This is a genomic window from Sulfurimonas sp. HSL-1716, from assembly GCF_039645975.1.
Classification (GTDB): Bacteria; Campylobacterota; Campylobacteria; order Campylobacterales; family Sulfurimonadaceae; genus Hydrocurvibacter; species Hydrocurvibacter sulfurireducens.
Genome location: NZ_CP147918.1, coordinates 64,523 through 83,426, shown reverse-complemented (window position 1 = coordinate 83,426; position 18,904 = coordinate 64,523). Strand labels below are relative to the sequence as shown.

Annotated in this window: 23 protein-coding genes; 5 read left to right on the top strand and 18 right to left on the bottom strand. The window is 42.8% G+C overall.

Features of this window, described 5'->3' with window-relative positions; genetic code table 11:
- Nucleotides 1-45: 45 nt before the first annotated feature.
- The 3 genes from alaS to maf are packed head-to-tail and all read left to right on the top strand — an operon-like array spanning nucleotide 46 to nucleotide 3,672.
- Complete coding sequence (gene alaS, locus WCY03_RS00445) at nucleotides 46-2,595, top strand: alanine--tRNA ligase (RefSeq protein ID WP_345993036.1); 2,550 nt, start codon at nucleotides 46-48, stop codon at nucleotides 2,593-2,595.
- On the top strand, nucleotides 2,595-3,131 hold the full coding sequence (locus tag WCY03_RS00440) for a hypothetical protein (protein WP_345993035.1): 537 nt from the start codon (nucleotides 2,595-2,597) through the stop codon (nucleotides 3,129-3,131). Before alaS ends, WCY03_RS00440 begins: the two co-directional genes overlap by 1 nt.
- A complete protein-coding gene (gene maf / locus WCY03_RS00435) occupies nucleotides 3,121-3,672 on the top strand; it encodes a septum formation inhibitor Maf (RefSeq protein WP_345993034.1) in 552 nt (183 codons plus the stop codon). Before WCY03_RS00440 ends, maf begins: the two co-directional genes overlap by 11 nt.
- Here the strand turns inward: maf and WCY03_RS00430 are convergent.
- The 17 genes from WCY03_RS00430 to rpmJ form a co-directional block, all read right to left on the bottom strand.
- Nucleotides 3,664-4,737, bottom strand: a complete 1,074-nt coding sequence (locus tag WCY03_RS00430) for a methyl-accepting chemotaxis protein (protein WP_345993033.1) — start codon at nucleotides 4,735-4,737, stop codon at nucleotides 3,664-3,666. The genes maf and WCY03_RS00430 overlap by 9 nt on opposite strands.
- Before the next feature lie 67 nt (nucleotides 4,738-4,804).
- Complete coding sequence (gene tkt / locus WCY03_RS00425) at nucleotides 4,805-6,721, bottom strand: transketolase (RefSeq protein ID WP_345993032.1); 1,917 nt, start codon at nucleotides 6,719-6,721, stop codon at nucleotides 4,805-4,807.
- A gap of 5 nt (nucleotides 6,722-6,726) precedes the next feature.
- Nucleotides 6,727-7,575 carry a polyprenyl synthetase family protein gene (locus WCY03_RS00420; protein WP_345993031.1) on the bottom strand — a complete coding sequence of 283 codons (849 nt, stop codon included), beginning with the start codon at nucleotides 7,573-7,575 and terminating at the stop codon, nucleotides 6,727-6,729.
- Nucleotides 7,576-7,587: 12 nt separating this feature from the next.
- Nucleotides 7,588-8,547 (bottom strand): PDZ domain-containing protein, encoded by a 960-nt coding sequence (locus WCY03_RS00415; RefSeq protein WP_345993030.1) that lies wholly within the window; start codon nucleotides 8,545-8,547, stop codon nucleotides 7,588-7,590.
- On the bottom strand, nucleotides 8,544-8,852 hold the full coding sequence (locus tag WCY03_RS00410; RefSeq protein WP_345993029.1) for a YbaB/EbfC family nucleoid-associated protein: 309 nt from the start codon (nucleotides 8,850-8,852) through the stop codon (nucleotides 8,544-8,546). The genes WCY03_RS00415 and WCY03_RS00410 overlap by 4 nt, the downstream gene beginning before the upstream one ends.
- Nucleotides 8,853-9,218, bottom strand: a complete 366-nt coding sequence (gene panD / locus WCY03_RS00405; protein ID WP_345993028.1) for an aspartate 1-decarboxylase — start codon at nucleotides 9,216-9,218, stop codon at nucleotides 8,853-8,855.
- 17 nt (nucleotides 9,219-9,235) lie between these two features.
- Nucleotides 9,236-9,610, bottom strand: a complete 375-nt coding sequence (locus WCY03_RS00400) for a (2Fe-2S) ferredoxin domain-containing protein (RefSeq protein WP_345993026.1) — start codon at nucleotides 9,608-9,610, stop codon at nucleotides 9,236-9,238.
- 116 nt (nucleotides 9,611-9,726) lie between these two features.
- Nucleotides 9,727-11,022: a UDP-N-acetylmuramoyl-L-alanyl-D-glutamate--2,6-diaminopimelate ligase gene (locus WCY03_RS00395; protein WP_345993025.1), complete on the bottom strand. Its 1,296-nt coding sequence runs from the start codon at nucleotides 11,020-11,022 to the stop codon at nucleotides 9,727-9,729.
- Nucleotides 11,012-11,605, bottom strand: a complete 594-nt coding sequence (locus WCY03_RS00390) for a hypothetical protein (RefSeq protein WP_345993024.1) — start codon at nucleotides 11,603-11,605, stop codon at nucleotides 11,012-11,014. Before WCY03_RS00390 ends, WCY03_RS00395 begins: the two co-directional genes overlap by 11 nt.
- A 14-nt stretch (nucleotides 11,606-11,619) precedes the next feature.
- A complete protein-coding gene (locus WCY03_RS00385) occupies nucleotides 11,620-11,895 on the bottom strand; it encodes a NifU family protein (protein WP_345993023.1) in 276 nt (91 codons plus the stop codon).
- 81 nt (nucleotides 11,896-11,976) lie between these two features.
- Nucleotides 11,977-13,209 (bottom strand): aldo/keto reductase, encoded by a 1,233-nt coding sequence (locus WCY03_RS00380; RefSeq protein WP_345993022.1) that lies wholly within the window; start codon nucleotides 13,207-13,209, stop codon nucleotides 11,977-11,979.
- Between the two features lie 124 nt (nucleotides 13,210-13,333).
- Entirely contained in the window at nucleotides 13,334-13,684 is a 351-nt protein-coding gene (gene rplQ / locus WCY03_RS00375) for a 50S ribosomal protein L17 (RefSeq protein WP_345980061.1), read from the bottom strand.
- A gap of 18 nt (nucleotides 13,685-13,702) precedes the next feature.
- The gene (locus tag WCY03_RS00370; protein WP_345993021.1) at nucleotides 13,703-14,695 is read right to left on the bottom strand and encodes a DNA-directed RNA polymerase subunit alpha; all 993 of its coding nucleotides are present in this window, start codon (nucleotides 14,693-14,695) and stop codon (nucleotides 13,703-13,705) included.
- A 24-nt stretch (nucleotides 14,696-14,719) separates the two neighbouring features.
- Nucleotides 14,720-15,346, bottom strand: coding sequence for a 30S ribosomal protein S4 (gene rpsD / locus WCY03_RS00365; protein WP_345993020.1), 627 nt, complete (start codon nucleotides 15,344-15,346; stop codon nucleotides 14,720-14,722).
- A gap of 11 nt (nucleotides 15,347-15,357) precedes the next feature.
- Nucleotides 15,358-15,750 (bottom strand): 30S ribosomal protein S11, encoded by a 393-nt coding sequence (rpsK, locus tag WCY03_RS00360; protein WP_345980058.1) that lies wholly within the window; start codon nucleotides 15,748-15,750, stop codon nucleotides 15,358-15,360.
- An 11-nt stretch (nucleotides 15,751-15,761) separates the two neighbouring features.
- On the bottom strand, nucleotides 15,762-16,124 hold the full coding sequence (rpsM, locus tag WCY03_RS00355) for a 30S ribosomal protein S13 (RefSeq protein ID WP_345993019.1): 363 nt from the start codon (nucleotides 16,122-16,124) through the stop codon (nucleotides 15,762-15,764).
- A gap of 2 nt (nucleotides 16,125-16,126) precedes the next feature.
- The gene (rpmJ, locus tag WCY03_RS00350; RefSeq protein ID WP_345980056.1) at nucleotides 16,127-16,240 is read right to left on the bottom strand and encodes a 50S ribosomal protein L36; all 114 of its coding nucleotides are present in this window, start codon (nucleotides 16,238-16,240) and stop codon (nucleotides 16,127-16,129) included.
- A gap of 219 nt (nucleotides 16,241-16,459) precedes the next feature.
- Between rpmJ and WCY03_RS00345 the strand changes: the two genes are divergently transcribed.
- Together WCY03_RS00345 and WCY03_RS00340 are read left to right on the top strand one after the other, a co-directional pair.
- Nucleotides 16,460-17,305 carry a S1-like domain-containing RNA-binding protein gene (locus WCY03_RS00345; RefSeq protein ID WP_345993018.1) on the top strand — a complete coding sequence of 282 codons (846 nt, stop codon included), beginning with the start codon at nucleotides 16,460-16,462 and terminating at the stop codon, nucleotides 17,303-17,305.
- Between the two features lie 4 nt (nucleotides 17,306-17,309).
- Nucleotides 17,310-17,519 carry a hypothetical protein gene (locus WCY03_RS00340; RefSeq protein WP_345993017.1) on the top strand — a complete coding sequence of 70 codons (210 nt, stop codon included), beginning with the start codon at nucleotides 17,310-17,312 and terminating at the stop codon, nucleotides 17,517-17,519.
- Between the two features lie 58 nt (nucleotides 17,520-17,577).
- Here WCY03_RS00340 and WCY03_RS00335 read toward each other — a convergent pair whose 3' ends face one another.
- Nucleotides 17,578-18,789, bottom strand: coding sequence for a porin (locus tag WCY03_RS00335; protein WP_345993016.1), 1,212 nt, complete (start codon nucleotides 18,787-18,789; stop codon nucleotides 17,578-17,580).
- Nucleotides 18,790-18,904 lie beyond the last annotated feature (115 nt).

Below are 18,904 nucleotides of genomic sequence, written 5' to 3'. Positions count from 1 at the left end.
CAAATAAGATATAATCGCCAAATTTTACATGCGAGAATAACTATTATGGATATCAGAGAAGAGTTTTTAAAATTTTTTGAATCGAAAAATCATGCAAGAGTAGAGAGTGCTCCTCTTGTTCCAGATGATGCGACGCTGCTGTTTAACAATGCGGGGATGGTTCCGTTCAAATCGATTTTTACGGGAGAGGTTCCTGCCCCTGCAAATCCGCGTGCTACGTCATGCCAGACCTGCGTACGCGCCGGAGGAAAACACAATGACTTGGAAAACGTAGGGCACACCGCACGCCACCATACATTCTTTGAGATGCTTGGAAACTTCAGCTTCGGCGATTACTTCAAAGAGGACGCCATAGCCTACGCATGGGAGTTTATAACCGAAGTACTGAAGCTCGATAAAGACAAACTCTGGGTAACGGTCCATGACAGCGATGACGAAGCCGAGCTTATCTGGCAGAAACATATCGCAAAAGAGCGCATCATGCGCCTGGGTGATGATGATAACTTCTGGCAGATGGGTGACACGGGTCCATGCGGTCCGTGCAGCGAGATATTTTACGATCAGGGAGCAGAACACTTCAACGGACCCGAAGACAAAATGGGAGGAGAGGGAGACAGATTTTTAGAGATCTGGAACCTTGTGTTCATGCAGTATGAGCGCGATGCAAAAGGCAATCTGCATCCGCTTCCAAAACCGTCCATCGACACGGGAATGGGGCTGGAGCGAGTCGTAGCCATTACCGAAGGTGCTACAAGCAACTACGGCTCATCTTTGTTTATGCCTCTTATAAACCAAGTTTCGCAGATGATAAAAAAAGAGTACGTCTACGAGAGCGGTGCATCTTTTCGGGTCATCGCAGATCACATCCGTACGGCAACCTTCCTGCTTGCTCAAGGTGTGAACTTCTCAAACGAAGGGCGCGGCTACGTTCTTCGCCGTATCCTCCGCCGCGGTGTACGCCATGGGTATCTTTTAGGATTTAAAAAACCGTTTATGTACAAACTTGTCGATACCCTTATCTCCGTTATGGGTAAAGAGTATGGATACTTAACCGAGAAGGCCGATGCCGTCAAAGAGCAGATAGAGCTCGAAGAGGCAAGATTTTTTAAAACCATAGAGTCGGGAATAGAACTTTTCAATGAAGAGCTGAAAAATACACAAGAGATTTTCAGCGGAGAGGTGGCGTTCAAGCTTTATGATACTTTCGGTTTCCCTCTGGATCTCACAGAAGACATGCTCAAAGAGAAACATCTCAAACTCGACAGCAAAACATTCGATGCGCTTATGGAAGAACAGAGAACTCGTGCAAAAGCTGCATGGAAAGGCAGCGGCGACGAACATGCCGCAGGAGATTTCAAGACGCTGTTGGAAAAGTTCGGAGAAAACAGTTTTGTCGGTTATGAAAACCGTTCATACGATTCAAAAGTTCTGGCACTGCTCAGCGAAGATTTTGTAAACGTCGAGCAGATTCATGCAAGACACACGGGCTGGGTACTTTTAGACAACACTCCGTTTTATGCGCAAAGCGGCGGACAGGCAGGAGATATCGGTGTCTTGAGCGGGTATGCAAAAGTGCTTGATACCAAAAAATTCCATGGGCTTATCCTGAGCCATATCGAACTAACGGAAACTTTACAGGTAGGTGACACCGTCAAAGCCGTGGTTGACATCTCAAGGGGCGAAGTGACAAAACACCACTCTGCGACCCACCTGCTTCACGCAGCGCTTTACGAAACTCTGGGATCGCATATATCCCAAGCGGGCTCGCTTGTCGAAGCCACGCGTCTGAGATTCGATTTTTCACATCCAAAAGCGCTTACTGCCGATGAGATAGCTCAGATAGAAGAAACCGTCAACTTCCAGATCATGCACTCCATCTCGGGAATGACCAAAGAGATGGATATCGAAGAAGCGAAAAACAGCGGAGCAAAAGCCCAGTTCGGCGAAAAATACGGCGACAGGGTCAGAGTCGTCAGTTTCGGCGACGCTTCGGTAGAGTTCTGCGGCGGGACGCACGTTCAAAACACAACCGAGATAGGAACGTTCATCATCGTAAAAGAGAGCGGCGTGAGTGCGGGTGTCAGACGTATCGAAGCGGTCTGCGGCAATGCGGCGTACAACTACATAAAAGCACAGCGCCACACTCTAAATACGGCAAAAGAGAGTGTCAAGAACCAAGACCTGCTTGCAGGCATAGAGAGACTCAAAGAGCAGGTGCATACGCTCAAAAATGAACTGGTAGAAGCACATAATGCTTCAAAAGAGAAGATAGACGTTCAAATGATCGGAGCAACGGCTGTCGTGATCGAGCAGATAACTGCCGGGGACATCAAAGAGCGTATTGACGAGCTTAAAAATCAACACGAATCTATCTGCGCGATGCTTTTCCAGGTAAAAGAGGACAAAGTTCTCATCGCAGCGGGGATCAAAAATTCTGCCGTTAAGGCGGGCGATTGGATCAAGATAGTAGCTCCTGTTCTTGGCGGCGGCGGCGGCGGAAGACCGGACTTCGCACAGGCGGGAGGAAAAGACGTAACAAAGCTTCCTGAAGCCAAAGAGGTTGCAAACGACTTCATAACGAAAGCTTTGTCCTAATGAAGCATCTTATCTATGCAGTCTTTGCCGAATACAAGAACATCGTCGTCTTTTTGCACATCCTCAGCGCCGTTATCTGGGTCGGAGGAATGATCGCTATGCGTTTTGCGGCACACCAATCCATCCAGATGATAGACAGTGTTCCCGAAAAAATAGAACGCTCTTCATATGCACTCAAAAGACTCTTTAGCATCGTTGCTCCGTTTGTCGTCATCCTTATAATCACGGCTGTGATCATGGCCGTAGGATACGGCTTTAGAGATTCCGCGGTGGATGCGAGCGGACATGTTTTAAACAACTACGCTATGTTTGTCTACAACATGGTGCATGTAAAAGAATCTCTCTGGGTCGTTATGACGGTGAACTTCCTTGCGATGGTTCTAAAGCGCAACAAGGCCGCAAACCTTATTTTAAACGGCGATCTTATCGAAGCTGCTTCAAAACTTAAGTTTATCGCCAAATATATGGTTCCTCTCAATATACTTCTGGGACTTGCCGCGATCTATCTGGGCGTATTTTTGAGAAATGCGTATTAGGCTTGCCTCCTCTTCACAGACCCGTGCAAAACTTTTAAAGAATGCCGGTATAGAGTTCCTGCAAGAAAGTGTAGAATTCGATGAAGATTCCATTGTCGCCAAAGATGCAAAGAACTTCGTTTATCTGGCAACACTGGGAAAATATGAGGTCAACTTCAAACATTTCGGTATCGACGAACATCCTCTTTTAGTAGCCGATACGGTCGTATCCACAGGCGGCAATATCTTAAGAAAAGCGCGCTGCGCAGACGAAGCCAGAAATATTCTTCTAACCCAAAGCGGCAGCATCACTTCCATCATTACCTGCTTGATCTATCACAGCAAAGAGGTAAAGATCATAGATATATCATCCACTGATTATCTGTTTGAGAAATTTGACGAAGACGCCATGGAAAAGTACATTGCAAGCGGCACATGGCGGGGAAAAGCCGGTGCCTGTATGGTAGAGGGGTTTTGTAAAAAATATATAAAAGAGGTTCGCGGCTTTGAAAGTACTGCGATGGGGCTCACCATCGAAGTATTTAAGCCCTACCTACTTTGAAGCATCCCTGACGGCTGCTAAAAGAACTTCAAACGCTTCATCGCTTGATTTTTCCACATCTTTCATTCGTGCGAGTCCTTCGTTCTCTTTTCCTGATGTCCAAAGCTCAACCTCTTGTTTGATACCCTGATGAACGTTCGAATGGTGTCTTGATATGACGTTTACTTCTTTTCCATGATCTTTTAAAAGCGTATCTGTTATAGTAGCGAACCATTTGCCGAATCTACAGCTGTGCTCATCAACCACATCGATAGAAGTTTGATCTATCATGGCTTTATAGCCTTTTAGTTTAAGTGCTATATGATCGATCTTTCCGTTACTTACATGCAGCTCGTTCGTAAGAGCTTCTGTACTTTTTTGGATGCTTCTCGAGTTGCGTCTGACAGCAGAAACATTCTCTCTGAACCCGTCAAGAATATCCATGACTTTACCTGTCTCTTCCATGAACGTATTGCTTATCTCCATCATAGAGTTTGAGTTTTGTTTAAGTCCGTTTATATTTATCTCGACCTCTTGCGTCGCTTTTTGAGTACGTTCGGCAAGCTTTCTTACCTCATCGGCAACAACGGCAAAACCGCGTCCGTGTTCACCCGCGCGCGCGGCTTCGATGGCGGCATTCAAAGCAAGCAGGTTGGTCTGATCGGATATATCTTTGATAAGGTTGATAATATCGGCGATCGACATAACGCTCGAATTTAAAGAGTTGGAATCATCTCCGAGCTGGTTGGAGTATTGCTGGATACTATCGATCGAATTCGCGATAGTATTTGTCTCCTCCTCTACATTTTCCATTCTATTGACCGTCTTGTCGTTCAATTCATTGATCGAAAGAAGTTTTTGAAGATTGTCTTCGATTATTTTTTGCAAGAACAGCGTACCTGCACTGTAGCTGTCAATAATCTCATCTACCAGCTCCGGTGTCTTACCTTCGTCTTTTGGTTTAGAACTTTCACTTTGCAAATGTGCTATTTTGCTTTTTAATTCTTCATTTTCCGTCTGAAGAGCTGCCAATTCGGCTTCATACTTTCTCTCTATCTCTGCAATCTTAGCACCTGAGCCAAACATAAACAATTCCTCCGATCATTATAATTTAAAATATTTTATCACAAATAAAAAATTTTTATGGTAAAACTTATATTTTTTCGACTATCTTTTGAGCCGTAAAACCGAATTTTTCAAACAGATCCCCCGCAGGTGCAGATGCACCGAAACTGTTCATGCAGATAACTTCATCGGCAAACCTGTACCATTCCATTCCGCGGGCAGCTTCGATGGCTATTTTTTTCGTATCTGGTATTATGATACCCTCTATATACTCTCTATCCTGCTCTATAAAAAGATCAAAACACGGTACGCTGACAACATTTACTTTTTTACCCTGTGCATTTAAAAGTTCTTTTGTTTTCAGCGCCACTTCTACCTCGGATCCCGATGCCATCAGTGTTATCTTCGCATCGTTGTCAGAAGCTAAAAGATATCCGCCTTTTGCCATATCGCCTTTTACGCACTCAGGCAGGACGGGGAGATTCTGACGAGAACAGACGAACGCGGACGGAGAGTTTTTCATAGAGAGCGCCACTTTCCAAGCTGCAATGTTTTCTGCGCCGTCAGCCGGACGCCATACATAAAAGTTCGGCAGCGCTCTAAATTGGCTCAGATGCTCTATCGGCTGGTGTGTCGGGCCGTCTTCACCCACACCGATGCTGTCATGCGTCCAGATAAAGAACTGCTGGATACCGCTTAAAGCAGCTATACGGGTAGATGGCTTCATATAGTCGGAAAACACAAAGAACGTCGATGAAAAAGGCATTAGCGGTCCGTATAGGGCCATAGCGTTCACGATAGACGCCATAGCGTGTTCACGGATACCGAAGTAAATATTTCTTCCTTTTGGAAATACGCCCATATCGTTTAGCGTCGTTTTGTTTGACGGGCCAAGGTCAGCCGAACCTCCCAAAAAGCTTGGAAGCGCGCGGGCGATAGCGTTCATGATCTTGCCGTTCGTGTTACGGGTAGCATCCGCCTTGTCAAAAACAGGCCATTGGATTTTTGAGAAATCAGGGTTTTGCAATGCGTCAAGCGCGGAGTTTTGTTCCATCAAAGGCATCGTCTTTTGGCTGTGGATCCATTCGCGCTCCAGCAAGTCGCCCTTTTCTATCGCACATCTGAATCTTGCCATCACGTCTTCTGGAACAAAGAATTTCATCTGCGGATCAAAACCTGCTTTTTCTTTTGCTTCTTTTATAACGGCATCACCGAGCGGAGCACCGTGAGAATGGTGTGAACCCTCCAGCTCGCACGCGCCTTTTGCGATCGTAGTATGTGCTATGATAAGGGCAGGTTTTGCGCTTGCTTTTGCACTCTCTATGGCACTGTTTATCTCCTCGTAGTCATGCCCGTCACATTCAAAGACGTCCCACTCCTGCGATTGGAATCTTTGTCGTATATCTTCACTGATACTAAGAGATGTAGAACCCTCTATCGTGATGCAGTTTGAATCGTAGATAAGGATCAGATTGTCCAGCTTGTTGTGTCCCGCGATCGAACATGCCTCATAACTGATCCCCTCTTCCAGATCACCGTCGCCGCATAGACAGTATACGTTATGATCTATCAGTTTGGCGGTCTCGCTGTTTACCTGAGCTCCGACGAACTTGCTTGCCATAGAAAAGCCTACGGCATTGGCTACACCCTGTCCCAGCGGACCCGTCGTTATCTCTATGCCCTTCGTATGCCCGTATTCCGGATGCCCAGGTGTTTTAGAATCCAGCTGGCGAAAGTTCTCAAGGTCTTCTACCTCTAAGCCGTACCCCCAAAGGTAGTAAAGAGAGTAGATAAGCCCCGTTGCATGTCCTCCTGAAAACACTAACCTGTCGCGGTTGAGCCATGAAGGATTTTTCGGATTATGGCGAAGATGTTCACTCAAGACCACCGCAACATCTGCCAGACCCATCGGTGCACCCGGGTGTCCTGAATTTGCGGCCTGAACCATATCTGCTGCTAAAAATCTTATACTGTCTGCCATCTTTTGGCGCATCTCGTTTGCCATGTTGTCTATCCTTTATGTCTGTTTATGTAGTTTGTTAAAAGCGGTGAAAGTTCTTTATAAAGTCTTTCATCGAAACTCTGCATCATCTGTGTTAGTTCATCAGCCAAATCGTCAGCTTCTTTCATCGCCTCGTCAAGTCCAAGCACCGTCACGAAACTGTTCTTGCCGTCATCATTGTTCGTTGTTTTTCCAGCTTCATCGTCGGTTTGCGTCACATCCAGGATATCGTCTTGGATCTGAAACAAAAGCCCGAGTTTGATCCCAAAATCATATATTTCCTCTTCAAGTTTTTCTTCACCTGCTATTATCGCACCCATCTTCAAAGAAGCGGCGATCAGCTTCGCCGTTTTGTTTATATGCAAGAGTTTTATCTTGTCCACGGAAAGTGGCTGATTTTCAAAATAACAGTCTATCGCCTGCCCCAGTACCATACCCGTAACCCCGCCGTTTACGGAAAGCTCGCGGATAAGTCTCACTCTCGTATTGTCGCTGAAAGGAGCGTTGCTGAGTATCTCAAATGCGTAAGTATTCAAGGCGTCGCCGGCAAGTATCGCAGTAACCTCGTCATAGCTTACATGCAAAGTCGGATGCCCGCGGCGAAGCGAGGCATCGTCCATTGCGGGCAGATCGTCATGAATCAGCGAATAGGTATGAAGCATCTCTATTGCAAGCGCGGCATGCATTGCTCCTTCCGTCAAAAGCGGATTAAATGCGTTTACGACGCCCAAAAGGAGTGCCGGACGGAAACGCTTACCGCCTGCTTGCAGCATACTGTGCAATGCATCCTCGTAATACGGATGAAAACTCGGTGCTTTTGGTAAATGACGCTGTAAAAAAGTTTCAAAATTATGCATAAGGAATTTTAACTAATTTATATGCACAAAAAACTGAAATCCGTCTCTTTGAAAGAGAAAAACCATATCTTCCGTTTTCGTTCCGATAGCAGCAGGAATATCATCTAACGAACCTATTTTATTGCCGTTTATACTAAGCAGTTCATCACCTTTTTTCAATCCGTATCCTACAACACTTTTAAGAGTCAGATCATCATTGAAGTAAAACCCTTTTTGTTCTAAAAAAGTATCGCTTATCAAGCCGCCGCCGAATCTTTTATATATCTTCACATCGAAATTGAGGCTCTTTTTATCTCTTAAAATCTTTATTTTGTGAAGCGATCCGATCTTTGCAAACAGTATGTTCTGCATAAAGCGCTCTGCACTTGCGATCTTTTTTCCGTCAAACTCTACGACGATGTCTGCGACATGAAACGGGTTGCCTTTCAAAAAGGGATCGATCTTCGTAATACATCTTTTTTCATCGATTCTTATACCGATATCTCCGTAATCACTGCTTTTTGTGTTTAAGAAGTGAGAGAGGTAGCTTTTTTGTATGATACCTCTGGACGTTACAAGTCCTTCCAGATTGCAGCAGCTGCTGCTGAGAAAACTAGGAACAAAAGGAACTTCACTGAATTTCGCCAAGCTGTCAAGGCCCAGCTGCGCAGCGGTGATCTTTCCTTCTAGTGCCATCTTGTCATCGACCACGGCCAAGCCGGAAGGAAGATGCGTGCTAATCTTAAACGGATAACGAAATCCTTCCAGCCCGCTGATAAGATACAGCCCCAGAAATTTGTCCGCTTTTATGATATTGCCGACAGGCAGTGACTCTGAAAAGACCAGTCTTTGAGTTTTGCTGACGGGTATATAAAGCGAATTATTTACAATGGAGTGCGAATCTTTTATTTTTTGTTCGCAGGAGAAATATCCGCCTTTGCATGAGGCCAAAAGCGGTGTCAGTGTAAAGAGAAAAAGAAAAAAATATCTCATTTTGAGCCAAATGGGTTTATGCCGCCGAGCATTCCCATCGCACTGTTTTGTTTATTTTGCTCAACCATCTTTAAAAGATCGTTGTAAGCACCTATAAGAAGTATCTGCAAAGCTTCTTTGTCTTCCAAAAGAGAATCGTCTATCAAGAGGTCGATAACCTCTCCTTTGCCGTTTGCGACTATTTCGACCATTCCTCCGCCGGTTTTGACGGTAAAGGTTTTAGAATCCAGCTCGGCTTCAAACTGCTTGGCTTGTTCTTGCATGGAGGATAACATTTTTGCCATATCTCCCATATTTTCAAACATTTAGATGCTCTCTGCTATAGAATCTATATTGTTGTCTTCATCTACGATAACGACTCTGGGTTTGTAACCCTCAAGCTCTTTTTCATCATACGTCGCATACGCTACGATGATCACTTTATCGCCTTTGTGAACTTTACGCGCAGCAGCACCGTTTAAACAGATATCGCGTTTGCCGCGTTCTCCTAAAATGATGTATGTTGAAAATCTTTCACCGTTGTTGATATTTAATATCTCGACCTTTTGCCCTACACGCATCTTCGAAGCTTCCAAAAGCTCTTCGTCGATCGTGATCGAACCGACATAGTTCAAATTGGCATCCGTCACTGTCGCACGGTGTATCTTGCTATATAACATCTCTATCGTCATATTCTTAACCTTAAAATTTAGCGTCCCATCTGAGCTTGCATATCAGACGGAGATATCGGGGCATCCCAGAGTTCATCGGAGATCACATACTCCTCGACTATTTTTCCGCCGATGATATGTTCATCGATTATACGCTCAATCTTCGCTTTATCCAGGCCGACATACATCGTATGTCCCGGTTCCACCAGCATCACCGGTCCGACATTACAGCGATTCAGACATGAAGTACGAATGGGTTGAACTGTTCCCATTATACCTTTTTGCATCAAAGTTTGCGCTAAAAATTGAAATAAGTCTTGTGTATCGGGATTAACACACGACGGTTTTGGCATACCCGGAGGCGATGACTGCTCGCACTTGAAAATATAAAAAGCCGGTTGAGGAATTCCCATGATAATAGTTCTCCATCTAAAATTTCGCGAATTATAGCAAAATTACTATGATAATCTTTAGTATATGCCACTTAAAACACAGATATAAGCAACTTTTCAATCTAAATGAGAAAAATTTACTTGATATGAAGCAGTTCTCTTACAACTTCTCGATCGTCAAAAGGCAGATATTCGTCATAGATGATCTGATATGCTTCGTCGCCTTTTCCAAGGATAACGACGACCTCATCGTTCTCCTGTTCGTCCAGCGCCATCTCTATGGCGCGTTTTCTGTTTGGCTCGACTACGACATTGCTTTTGTCCTCTATGCCCTCGAGTATCTCTTGTATGATCTCATCGGGATCTTCATGGCGCGGGTTATCGCTTGTTATATATATCTTTTTTGCAAGGCCGGAAGCGACTTTCCCCATCAATGGACGCTTTGATCTGTCTCTGTCTCCGCCTGCGCCGAAAACCACAAGGAGCTCTTTTTCTTTCAATGCATTGAGAACCTGTGCCATTCCATCAGGCGTGTGCGCAAAATCCACTATCACGTTAGGCGTCTGACAGACCTGTTCCATTCTGCCGCTTACACCCGCAAAATTATCCACGACGTCGGCTATCTCTTCTAAACTCTTATCCGTCACAATATCCACTGCAGCAATCGCCGCTAAAAGATTGTAAAGATTGAAAAAACCGTGAAGCGACGCTTGAAAAGGAACGACTTTATGAAAGTTTTGGATAATACCGCTTGAGCCTTCGTTCAACGAGTATGCCATCAGTTTGTATGTAGCGGGATTTTCTATACCGTAGGTAAAGGTATTCTTGATATTAAACGACGCTTTGGGCTCATCTTTGTTGATGAGCTTTTTACTTTCGTCTTGAAAAAAACTGTTTTTTACCAAAGTATATTCGGCTAATGATTTATGAAAATCAAGATGGTCCTGAGTTATGTTCGTCAGAATCTTTAGCTCAAAATCTATCCCTTCGATACGTTTTTGCACGATCGCATGCGAGCTGACTTCCATGACAAAATATTCACATCCTTCACGCACGGCCTGATAGATATGGCGATAGGTGTTTAAAACGCTCGGTGTAGTAAGAGACTTGCCTTCACCGACCCCATCGTTTAAAAAGAATCCTCTTGTTCCCTGCATCGCCGCTTTATAGCCTAAATCAAGCAGCATGGAGTAAATGGCGCTGGCCGTCGTCGTTTTCCCGTTGGTACCCGTGATCCCTATAATCTTGATACGGTCAAGCCCGAAAAGATGAGCGATATCTTTTACTTCGATGATCGAACAGGCACCCTTGTCTATGGCAGATGACAGATATTTTTCATTCTGAAAGGTTTTAACAAAAGCCGTCTCTTCATCACATTCTTCGGAGTTTTCCGTTACATATCTATATGGCTGGTTTGGAAGTTCAATTTTCAATATTTCTCGCTTGTGCCAAGCGTTTTAGCAACTCTCTTAGCTGGTTATCGTTAGGGTATACCGAAAGTGCGCTTTCTAGGTATGAAAGCGCCATCTCTTTAAATCCGTTATTCATCAGTTTGCCTAAAAAGTCGACAAAATCCTCTTTTTCTGAGATTATCACTTTTGTCGAGAACATTATGTTCTCAAAAACTCTTTTAAAATCACCCTCATCTTTTACTAAAGAGAGAAAATCTTTATAAAGTATCCCGTTTTCCTGTTCCAATCTATCTTTTAAAGGCTGTGCAAAAACTGTTTTTAGCTGATCGAGCGTTCCGTCGATGGTTTCAAGGATCTCGGATATGACCTGATCTGCCTGCTCTTTATCTTCATCTTTTAATATCGTATAATAATCAAAAAGAGCTTCGGCGCCGTCCTCTCCGCTCATTGCCATCTCGGCGAGTATCGCACCGTTGTACGCCTCTTTGGAATCCGGATAATCATGCAGTACTTCGGCAAAATATCTTAATGCCTTGTCATAATCCGATTTTAAAAAACTGTCATTTGCAAGAGATAGAGTTTTATATTTACTGATTTTACTCATGCATTTTTCCTAATTTATAATTTATCTATATCGTTTTCCATACCTATGGGTACATTAATAACTGTCAATTCTGGATGTATATCCATTTTAAGCTGTCTTTCTACACCGTATTTCAGTGTATTTCCGCTGCTTCCGCATCCCACGCATGCACCGCGAAGCTGTACATACACGGTAGAATTTTTAACTGTAATAAAAACTATATCTCCTCCGTCAAGCGCAAGCGACGGACGAACTTTTTCTATTACGTTCTTAACCGGTTCTATTAACTCTTCATCTGTAAACGGTATCATCTTACACCTTATATATATTATATATTTATTTCATAAAATATGAAAATATTGCTTAACAAGTGATAAAAGATATTTTTTCTGTCAATTTTTAAGGAGTTCGTCCCGAATTGACAATATATCTGCGACATATATCGGCTTTCTGGCTCCGACCAAAACATAATCGATATTTTCGTTATCGAGCAAAAATCTAAATGCGCAGTGCTGCAAAGAAGTCCTGCATGACTTAAACTCCTCTTTTAACGCGATTCTTGTGTTTTTTGCGCATTCATAGGCCACCATTTTGCCATATTCTTGCAAAAAAAGATCTATAAGCTCGATCAAAACAGCTCTGTTTTCTTCATCAACCGACTGCAGAGATCTTTTAATATGAGGAACTATCTGCGAATACAAAAACAGATCATATTCACCGATCCATCCGTATTTATGTTTGCTTTGATCCAACTGGGAGATCAGGTTGGATATCGCTCTTAAAGGCTCATTGTCAGTCATTTCAAGCAATTCGTTTAGATGATAATAATACTCTCTTGGTTCCTCATAATCCGCCAGTCTGAACATTCGTTTTTCTTTTTGAGCGTTCAGAGGACGGTTTGCAAGAACTCTGAGCCCATTTTCTTTCGCCCAGGCTGCACATCTCAGCCCTTCGGTTTCAAGCATGTTTATCGGCAGTTCTATGGTCGTAAACCCGTGCTTTTTATTTCTCAGCTCCCGTGCCGCATCGGCCGCAAGCGTCAAAAGATCTTCATACGGCAGGAACTCTTCGTCATCGTGATGTTTGGAAAAGCTGTTCGAACTGATGCCGTAACTTTTGATCCTGCCCGTTCGTATCTCCTCTTCCAATGCCAAAAAAGCATCGAAAAGCCGCCGATACATCCCCTCTAGTCTCTCCTCTTTCTCTACACCGCGGTTTATACCGTCTAAGATATAATATTCGGGATTATGGAGCAGCAGACAGTCTATACTTTCAATCTCTAGTCTCTCGAGCGACTGTGATATCTGATCTTTTATAAATGATTGGGAGATAGAGTGATAGCAGTTTTGGCTGTACTCAACAACCTCTTCGAATCGATTTTCATTGTGACGCATCAGCGTCGATCCTTGTATATAGCCTGCTTTAGAGACGATCTCGACACCATTTATCTCCTCATCGCTAAGAAGTTTCATAGCCTTTGCGATCGCCCGTTCGGCTTCGCCGTCCATATAATTAGTAGAGGTATCTATTACTTTAATACCGCCTGCAATAGCTTCGCGCAGTGCTTGAATATGCTGAGGGTTGTGTTCGCTTATCCTGTACGTACCAAATCCGAAATCTGCCATAATATTCTCTTTTAGATAATTGAAACATCTAAACAGAACTGTTGTTCATAGATTTCAATTAATTCTTAATTCTATTGTAGTATGAAAGTTTCGGGCAGAGCCCGAGAAGAGTCGAATCAGCAGATTATACTAATTCGATAAACGCCATAGTAGTAGCATCACCACGACGAATACGAGTTCTTGTTATACGTGTGTATCCACCTGCACGTTCTACATACTGCGGAGCTATTTCGTTAACAAGTTTTTTTGTTGCTTCTTTGTTTTGTAAAGCTGCAAATACTGCACGGTGAGCGTTCGCGTCGCCTTTACCGGCAGTTGTGATTAGTTTTTCAACAAATGAACGAAGCTCTTTTGCTTTTGGTACAGTTGTCTCTATCTTACCATTTTCAATTAATGCAATACTTAGGTTTTTAAGAAGCGCTCCACGGTGAGCACTTGTACGACCAAGTTTGCGGTATCCATGACGATGTCTCATCTAAAATCCTCTTTAAGCTTACTCAGCTTCTATTTTCTTTTTTAATGAACTTACCAAATCATCTGAAAGATCAGCACCGACTGCAAAACCGAACTCTTGCACTTTCTCTAGTATCTCTTCGAATGATTTTTTACCTAAATTCTTAACATTTTTAAGATCGCTTTCACTCATTAAAACGATCTCGCCGATCATCTTGATGTTTGAACGATCCAAACAGTTAAAACTTCTAGCACTTAGACCCAGCTCTTCGATACGAGCCGTAAGTTTTTTCAGTTCTGCACTCTCTTCTGCACGTTCGATAGAAACAGGAGTTTTTATACTGATCTCACTGTTAAACACTGCAAGCTGCGCATACATAACCTCTAAAGAGTTTCTAAACGCGTCAAGCGGTGAAATCTGCCCGTCTGTGACTATGTTAAGTACAACTTTTTCAAAGTTCGGATTGTCTTCTACCAAAACATTTTCTATTTTATAAGTTGCTCTGCGTACCGGAGTGAAGAAGGTATCAAGAGCGATATAACCCTCTTTCAGGCTGTCTCTGATATCTTCGCTCGGTACATATCCGATACCTTGGTTTATGATGATGCTAAAGTTTAGCGTTGCATCTTCATTTAGCGTTGCAAGGAATGCTTCAGGAGTAACAACTTCTACTTCATCACTATTAAGATCACTCCCTTTTATTTCGCATGGACCTACAAAACTGTAGTTTGCTTCAACCGCCGTTGCACCGTTTTTTAGTTTAAAACGGATACCTTTTAAGTTGATAATAAAATCAGAAATATCTTCAAGCATACCGCGCACCGAGTCGAACTCATGCTTAGCACCCTCTATTTTAATAGCTATCGGAGCGTATCCGACAGAACTACTTAATAGGAAACGGCGAAGCGGGTGAGCTAAAGATACAGCATAACCCGTCTCGAATGGATAAGCGATGATATTCGCTTCGTTATCACTGATCTGCTCAACCACAAACTCTTGCGGAAGAAGCGGAGTAGTTTTTATCTTGTTCATTCTCAAGCGCCTTTTTTTGATTTATTATTTCGAGTAAAGCTCAACGATTAAACGTTCTTCTACCGGAATTATAACCTCTTCACGTTCTGGTAAACGTGTAAAGATTCCAAACACTTTATCAGCATCAATATCAACCCATGGAGCCAAACCTGTTTGGTTCGTCAACTCGATTGCACGAAGAATCTGAGGATTTTTCTTGCTTTTTTCACGGATCTCAACTTTTTGACCAGGTTTAACAGCGTATGATGGGATATCAACGCGTTTACCGTCAACAAGGACATGACCATGATTTACTAATTGGCGTGCAAAACGACGTGTACTAGCAAATCCCATGCGATAAAGTACGTTATCCAAACGAGTCTCTAAAAGAGTAATAAGGATCGAACCTGTATTGCCGTTACGGCGGTTAGCTTCTTGGAACAATGTACGGAACTGCTTTTCAGAAACACCGTACATGAACTTCGCTTTTTGTTTTTCGTTTAACTGTAAACCATACTCAGATATTTTTTTACGACGCTGACCGTGTTGTCCCGGTGCATAAGGACGTTTGTCTAAAGCTGATTTTCCAGCCAGACGACGTTCACCTTTAAGCGCCAAACTTACACCGAATCTACGTTCGATTTTTTCTACTGGACCTCTATATCTTGCCATCAGTAATCTCCTTAAACTCTACGACGTTTTGGTGCACGGCAACCGTTATGCGGTAATGGTGTAACATCTTTCATGAATGTAACACGGATACCTTCGATAGCACCTACGGCCTTAACCGCTGTCTCACGACCTGAACCAGGACCTTGAACTCTAATACCCAGCTCTTTTATACCATGAACTTTTGCTTTTTCTACTGCTGCTTCAACTGCTTGTTGCGCTGCAAACGGAGTAGATTTTTTGGAACCTTTAAAACCAAGACTTCCAGCAGAACTCCATGCGATCATATTACCCATTTCGTCAGTAATAGTTACAAGAGTATTATTAAATGATGCAGAGATGTGAACCACACCGCGTGCAATGTTCTTTTTTACTACTTTTTTACGTACAGCTTTTCTTTTTGCCATCTAATAATTCCTTACGCTGAGCCGACAGTTTTACGCTTACCTTTACGAGTACGCGCGTTTGTCTTAGTTTTTTGTCCACGACATGGTAATCCACGGCGGTGGCGAAGTCCACGATAAGAACCTAGTTCCATCAATGCTTTAATATCCATTGCAACTTGTTTACGAAGATCACCCTCGACGATGTGAGAATCTCTGATCTCTTTCGTGATAGCCGCAACATCTTCTGAGTCTAATTCATGAACGCGTTTATCAGGATTGATTCCTGTAGCTTCTAGAATTTGACGTGATTTGTGAAGACCGATACCATAAATGTATGTCAGTCCGTACTCTACGCGTTTTTTCTTAGGTAAGTCCACACCTGCGATACGTGCCATTCTTATCCTTGTCTCTGTTTATGTTTAGGATTTTTACAGATCACTCTGACGATCCCTTTTCTCTTAACGACTTTACAATCGTCACACATCTTCTTTACTGAAGCGCGTACTTTCATTGAAAGCTCCTGTTCTTTAAATCTTTGCCGCTTATTGAGGTTAAATACCTTTAACCAATACTTGTGTCTACACCAACTTGTACAGATACAAACATTCACTTATTGTGTACAAAACAGCAAAGCGGATGCGCATTATATCAGAATAAATGTAAAATATATATTAAACGAAAATTGATGCGGATACTGATATAATGCCCCTATTACATGTAAAGGTATCTTTTGACTCAAAACGAACATATTCTTATCGGCCGCGTAAACACGCTCTTGGTCGACAGGTATACCTCTCCGGGGCTTTATCTCGTCGCAGCAGACGGTGAAGACGTACTTCTTCCGAATCAATATTATAATGAAAGCATGAAGGTCGGCGATCTGCTTGACGTGTTCGTATATACGGACAGCGAAGACCGTTTGGTTTCAACGACACTTAGACCGGCGGCAATGGTAGACGAGTTCGGACTTTTCGAGGTAGTGGATACGACAAAATTCGGAGCGTTCGTGAACTGGGGACTTCCAAAAGACCTTTTTGTCCCTAAAGCTCTGCAAAAGCAGCCATTTCAAATCGGCGATAAAAAGCTGCTCCGCATCGTCATCGACGAGCAGACGGACAGGCTCATCGGAACTCAAAAATTTGTTAAATATCTTGATGACAAACCAAAAGGGCTTTTTCGCAACAGCGCAGTCGAGATACTTATATATGACGAAAGTCCGCTTGGATATAAATGTATAGTCGATAACAGGTATAACGGGCTTGTATATAGAAACGAAGTGTTTGAGAGCGTCCATATAGGCGATAAAAGAACGGGGTACGTCAAAAATATCCGAAATGACGGGAACATCGATATATCGCTGCAAAAAATTGGGCAGGAGAGAAAAGATGATTCCTCTACAAAAGTATTAGAGCTTATAAAACAAAACGGAGGAAGTATGCCCTACAACTACAAAAGCGATGCCCAGCTTATCACGGATGCTTTTGGTATGAGCAAAAAAGTATTTAAACACTCGTTGACCGTCTTACAGGAAAAAAATCTCATCGAGGTCAAGGATACGGGGATATATTTAAAGTAAACGCATGGCTAAAAAGAAGAAACCTACAATCGAACTGAGCGATAAGAAAATATCGTTCACAAGAGATAATACGACCTATAAACTTATCCGTTTTTATCAAAAAGATATGACCGTTGATGTGATGGTATATGAAAGCGACGTAAAACAGGGTCAGCAGAAAATAGCTTTCGCACAACTGCCAAAAGAGTTAAAAAAAGAGCTGCATCCGAATTAAAAATGAGGAGAGCCGCCCGAAGGCGGCAGGAAATGAAATAGTAATAAAGACCGTTTATTTAAAACGCGTAGTTAAGCTGCATACTGATGCTTGATTGATGATGCTTAGTTGTAATGTCCTGACTTGCAAAATTTGTAAACGTTTCTTTTGTTTCCGGAGCATACGCATACGCCAAGTCAAGAGAAGTCGTTTTACTGAAATTATATGTACCACCCACAGCTATATGAGATTGAACTATAGCAGGGAATCCCAAAAGATTAAATGTGTTTATAACCGGTCCTGATAAATTTACACTATTTGTAAATGTTGCAGACTTTTCAGAAATTGGACTTTTAGAGTAGTTATAACCAATACGCGCAGACCAATCATCTGTCGCATACTCATAACCGACAGAGATAACGTTTTGATCATCCCATTCAAAATCTTCATACCCTTTTGCAGACGACCATTTAATCTGTTTATAATCAACTGCTACCGTGCTTTCTCCAAATTTGTAACTTGCACCAATACCGATTTCTGCAGGAGTAGAGAGTTTATCATTTGTATACCCGCCATTGAAAGGAGTTACTGCAGTAGACAATACGCCTTTGTATTCCATATCTATTTGAGATTTATAAACCGCTCCTACAGTCAAGCCTGACATTTCATACGCCAACCCTATGCTATATCCGAACTCCAGATCCTGTGCTACTCCTGCACCAACGATTACCGATGTATTTGGGTTTTCATAGTTGATATCTAAAGATCCATATTGGATAATTGGCGTCACAGCCACACTCAATCCGTTATTTTTATAGGCCAGAGGCACACCGAACTGCATGATCTGCAGGTTTGTGACCATTTGCATTTGTGTACCGCCACTTGCAGCAACAGCTGTAGTACGATAATCAACACCCATACCGCCGGTTCCCCACATACCGATACCCCAGTAGAAGTTATCATTTACTTTTGAAGCTAAAGAAACCTCCGGGATAACGTTCATATCAGCAGCACTATTTGCACTCGAATCTGGACCGCCTAAATTATTTGTGTTGCTAACTTTCGGCATGAACAAAGTACCGCCGAATGAGATCTCTGTTCCCTCTACAGATGTGATCAAAGCAGGGTTTACCAAAGCCGATTCGGCACCATGACTCATACCGATACCAGTTCCTGCCATACCGCGGGTTTTTGCACCTTCACCGATAAGTGTTGCACCGTTTGTCGCGAACGCAGAAGTCGTTCCTAGAGCTAAAGCAGCTGCTACTGCTAATTTGATTGTTTTTTTCATTTTATCTCCATTTAGAGGTTTAATAGATTTTGTTCAAACGATTCGTTAGTTCGTTTTGACTACAAGCATTATAAGTGAGGAAAAATTAGCTGAAACTTAAACTAAATTTAAGAAT

Coding starts and splice junctions, on each gene's coding strand:
- alaS (WP_345993036.1), top strand. CDS start 46: ATGGATATCAGAGAAGAGTTTTTAAAATTTTTTGAATCGAAAAATCAT.
- WCY03_RS00440 (WP_345993035.1), top strand. CDS start 2,595: ATGAAGCATCTTATCTATGCAGTCTTTGCCGAATACAAGAACATCGTC.
- maf (WP_345993034.1), top strand. CDS start 3,121: ATGCGTATTAGGCTTGCCTCCTCTTCACAGACCCGTGCAAAACTTTTA.
- WCY03_RS00430 (WP_345993033.1), bottom strand. CDS start 4,737: ATGTTTGGCTCAGGTGCTAAGATTGCAGAGATAGAGAGAAAGTATGAA.
- tkt (WP_345993032.1), bottom strand. CDS start 6,721: ATGGCAAACGAGATGCGCCAAAAGATGGCAGACAGTATAAGATTTTTA.
- WCY03_RS00420 (WP_345993031.1), bottom strand. CDS start 7,575: ATGCATAATTTTGAAACTTTTTTACAGCGTCATTTACCAAAAGCACCG.
- WCY03_RS00415 (WP_345993030.1), bottom strand. CDS start 8,547: ATGAGATATTTTTTTCTTTTTCTCTTTACACTGACACCGCTTTTGGCC.
- WCY03_RS00410 (WP_345993029.1), bottom strand. CDS start 8,852: ATGTTTGAAAATATGGGAGATATGGCAAAAATGTTATCCTCCATGCAA.
- panD (WP_345993028.1), bottom strand. CDS start 9,218: ATGACGATAGAGATGTTATATAGCAAGATACACCGTGCGACAGTGACG.
- WCY03_RS00400 (WP_345993026.1), bottom strand. CDS start 9,610: ATGGGAATTCCTCAACCGGCTTTTTATATTTTCAAGTGCGAGCAGTCA.
- WCY03_RS00390 (WP_345993024.1), bottom strand. CDS start 11,605: ATGAGTAAAATCAGTAAATATAAAACTCTATCTCTTGCAAATGACAGT.
- WCY03_RS00385 (WP_345993023.1), bottom strand. CDS start 11,895: ATGATACCGTTTACAGATGAAGAGTTAATAGAACCGGTTAAGAACGTA.
- WCY03_RS00380 (WP_345993022.1), bottom strand. CDS start 13,209: ATGGCAGATTTCGGATTTGGTACGTACAGGATAAGCGAACACAACCCT.
- rplQ (WP_345980061.1), bottom strand. CDS start 13,684: ATGAGACATCGTCATGGATACCGCAAACTTGGTCGTACAAGTGCTCAC.
- WCY03_RS00370 (WP_345993021.1), bottom strand. CDS start 14,695: ATGAACAAGATAAAAACTACTCCGCTTCTTCCGCAAGAGTTTGTGGTT.
- rpsD (WP_345993020.1), bottom strand. CDS start 15,346: ATGGCAAGATATAGAGGTCCAGTAGAAAAAATCGAACGTAGATTCGGT.
- rpsK (WP_345980058.1), bottom strand. CDS start 15,750: ATGGCAAAAAGAAAAGCTGTACGTAAAAAAGTAGTAAAAAAGAACATT.
- rpsM (WP_345993019.1), bottom strand. CDS start 16,124: ATGGCACGTATCGCAGGTGTGGACTTACCTAAGAAAAAACGCGTAGAG.
- rpmJ (WP_345980056.1), bottom strand. CDS start 16,240: ATGAAAGTACGCGCTTCAGTAAAGAAGATGTGTGACGATTGTAAAGTC.
- WCY03_RS00340 (WP_345993017.1), top strand. CDS start 17,310: ATGGCTAAAAAGAAGAAACCTACAATCGAACTGAGCGATAAGAAAATA.
- WCY03_RS00335 (WP_345993016.1), bottom strand. CDS start 18,789: ATGAAAAAAACAATCAAATTAGCAGTAGCAGCTGCTTTAGCTCTAGGA.